3 protein-coding genes are annotated in these 2,703 nt (G+C 74.7%); all 3 read left to right on the top strand.

The window, feature by feature from the left end; all coding sequences use genetic code 11:
* The first annotated feature begins 119 nt into the window (after nucleotides 1-119).
* The 3 genes from CCN29_RS26210 to CCN29_RS26220 all read left to right on the top strand — a co-directional run bounded on the left by CCN29_RS26210 (nucleotide 120) and on the right by CCN29_RS26220 (nucleotide 2,267).
* Nucleotides 120-899 (top strand): HAD-IIA family hydrolase, encoded by a 780-nt coding sequence (locus CCN29_RS26210; protein WP_086684952.1) that lies wholly within the window; start codon nucleotides 120-122, stop codon nucleotides 897-899.
* Between the two features lie 133 nt (nucleotides 900-1,032).
* Nucleotides 1,033-1,593 (top strand): hypothetical protein, encoded by a 561-nt coding sequence (locus CCN29_RS26215; protein ID WP_086684955.1) that lies wholly within the window; start codon nucleotides 1,033-1,035, stop codon nucleotides 1,591-1,593.
* Nucleotides 1,594-1,601: 8 nt separating this feature from the next.
* Nucleotides 1,602-2,267: a class F sortase gene (locus tag CCN29_RS26220; RefSeq protein WP_086684958.1), complete on the top strand. Its 666-nt coding sequence runs from the start codon at nucleotides 1,602-1,604 to the stop codon at nucleotides 2,265-2,267.
* Nucleotides 2,268-2,703 lie beyond the last annotated feature (436 nt).

A 2,703-nucleotide genomic window follows, 5' to 3' on the forward strand; every position in this document is an offset into this window, starting at 1 on the left:
GTGCCGCCCCAGCGGCACGATCGCCCGCGACGGGGGCCGTCCCAGCGGCGTGACTGCCCGCGAAGGGGGCCGTTTAGGCTGGGGCTCACTAGGTCGTTGACGGCGGGAGATTCGCGCTTATGTCTGATCGCAGGCCCATCGAGTCCTGGCTCACCGACATGGACGGGGTGCTGATCCACGAAGGGGTGCCGATTCCCGGGGCCGATGCCTTCGTCAAGAAGCTGCGCGAGTCAGGGCGGCCCTTCCTGGTGCTCACCAACAACTCCATCTACACCCCGCGCGACCTGCACGCCCGGCTGCGCCGGATGGGGCTCGAGGTGCCGATCGAGAACATCTGGACGTCCGCCCTGGCCACCGCCAAGTTCCTCGACGACCAGCGGCCCGGCGGGTCGGCGTACGTCATCGGAGAGGCCGGTCTGACCACCGCGCTGCACGACATCGGCTACATCCTCACCGACCACGACCCCGACTACGTGGTCCTCGGCGAGACCCGCACCTACTCGTTCGAGGCGATGACCAAGGCGGTGCGGCTGATCAACGCCGGGGCCCGCTTCATCTGCACCAACCCCGACGAGACCGGCCCCTCCACCGAGGGCCCGCTCCCCGCGACCGGCGCGGTGGCCGCGCTCATCACCAAGGCGACCGGCAAGCAGCCCTACTTCGCGGGCAAGCCGAACCCGCTGATGATGCGCACCGGACTGAACACCATCGGGGCGCACTCCGAGAGCAGCGCGATGATCGGCGACCGGATGGACACCGACGTGCTCGCGGGCATCGAGGCCGGCATGAAGACGTACCTCGTGCTCACCGGGCTGACCCGGCCCGAGCAGGTGGAGAGCTTCCCGTACCGGCCGTCCGAGGTCGTCGACTCCATCGCGGACATCGTCGACCTCGTCTGAGCCCTGTCGAGCCCCGTCGGCCCCCGTACCGCCGTTCCAGCACCCTCGTTCACCCGCCCGGCCCAGCGTCGCGCGTAAGAGGGTGCGGGAGCGGAGCGCGCGGGGGAACCTCCGAAGAGTCTGGAGGTTCACGATGGGTAAGCGGCGACTCGCTCTCTGCGCGGGTGTCCTGGCCGTCACCGCGTTCGGTCCCGCGGCCTGCGCGGCGTACGCGGCGGACGGCGGAGGCGTCCTGGTGGTCCCGGCGGCCCCCGCGCCCGGCGCCGACATCGCCCTCGGGGTGACCGGGTGCGACGCGCGCGAGGCGGTCGCGCAGTCCCCGGCGCTGGTGTCCGACGCCCGCCTCACCCCCGCCGGCGACGGCCTCGCGGGCGACGCACGGGTACGGTCCACGCTCACCGCCGGGACGTACGAGGTGACCGTCGCCTGCGACAGCACGGAGCACAAGGGCACCCTCGAGGTCGTCCGGAAGCACACCCCCGCGGCGGGCGCGGAACCCTCGGCGCACCCGTCGCCCGTCGCCCCCGTGAACGCCGGGGGCGGCGGCGCCGCGCGGGCCCTCGCCGACAGCCGTGAGCGGCACGGGCCCGGCACCGCGCAGACGGTGGTCGCGCTCGCCCTGGCGGGGACCGCCGCCCTCACCGTGCACCGCGCGGCCCGCCGCCAGGCGCGGTCCGCCCGGGGGACGGGTTGACCGGCGTCATGCGCGACCTGACGAAACGGCTGCCCGCCGGCGCGGTCTGGGTGGCCCTGCTGCTCGGGCTGTGGCTGTGGGGGAACGGGCTCACCGAGGTGCCCGCCGGGACGGCCGGACCCGCCACCGGCGACATGGCGGCGGCCGGACGCCCGCCCCTGACCGACCTGCCCACCGTGCACCGCCCGCTGACGTCCGCCGAGCCGCTCACCCTCGACATCCCCGGCCTGGACCTGCGCGCCCCGGTCGTCGCCCGCGGCCTGGACGAGCGCGGCGCCCCCGACCCGCCGCCGCTGGACCGCGCGGGCGAGGTCGGCTGGTACGCGGCCGGGACCGCCCCCGGGGCGGAGGGCGCCGCGCTGATGGTGGGGCACGTCGACACCGGGACGCGGCCCGCCGTCTTCCACCGGCTGGACACGCTGGAGCCCGGTCAGGAGATCCGGGTCGGCCGGTCCGACGGCACGGTCGCCGAGTTCACCGTCGAGGACGTCCGCGTGCTCGACCGGGACGGCTTCGACGCCCAGGAGGCGTACGGCCCCCGCCACGAGGGACGCGCCGAACTCCGGCTGATCACCTGCGGCGGCGCCTACGACCCCACCACCGGTACCTACGAGGCCAACGTGGTGGTCTCCGCGTACCTGACGGACGCGTCGGAGCCCCGCACCCACGCGTGAGCGTGCGGGGAGAGCGCGCCCGGTCCCGGCCGACGGCCTGCTCCCCGGAGGCCGCCGGCCGGGCCGGTCCTCGACCGCGCGGCGCACGGGCCGCGGGAGGTGACCCGGCAGGACGCGCGGGAGGTACCGGGAAGGCGCACGGGAGCACCGGCCACGTCGGCGGCCGGCCCGGTGCCCCGACTCTAGAGGGAAAGCCAGGCCCGGCCCAGGGGCCGTACCACGTCAAGTACCGGACCGGTCGCCTTGCGTGATCGGCGCAGGTGGGCGCGGATCCGGCCACCCCGCGCGTGGTGCCCCGGTCCCTGTAACAGGCCGTGGACAAGCGGCAGTCGGCCGTCCTGGCGGGCCGTGAGATATGCCAGGATTGGGGCTCGGAACACGTGGAACAAGTGCACCCAAGGGGGGTTGGATGTACGGCAGCAGGGGGGTCGGGGCG

It is taken from the genome of Streptomyces pseudogriseolus, assembly GCA_002154585.1.
Classification (GTDB): Bacteria; Actinomycetota; Actinomycetes; order Streptomycetales; family Streptomycetaceae; genus Streptomyces; species Streptomyces pseudogriseolus.

Coding starts and splice junctions, on each gene's coding strand:
- CCN29_RS26220 (WP_086684958.1), top strand. CDS start 1,602: ATGCGCGACCTGACGAAACGGCTGCCCGCCGGCGCGGTCTGGGTGGCC.
- CCN29_RS26210 (WP_086684952.1), top strand. CDS start 120: ATGTCTGATCGCAGGCCCATCGAGTCCTGGCTCACCGACATGGACGGG.
- CCN29_RS26215 (WP_086684955.1), top strand. CDS start 1,033: ATGGGTAAGCGGCGACTCGCTCTCTGCGCGGGTGTCCTGGCCGTCACC.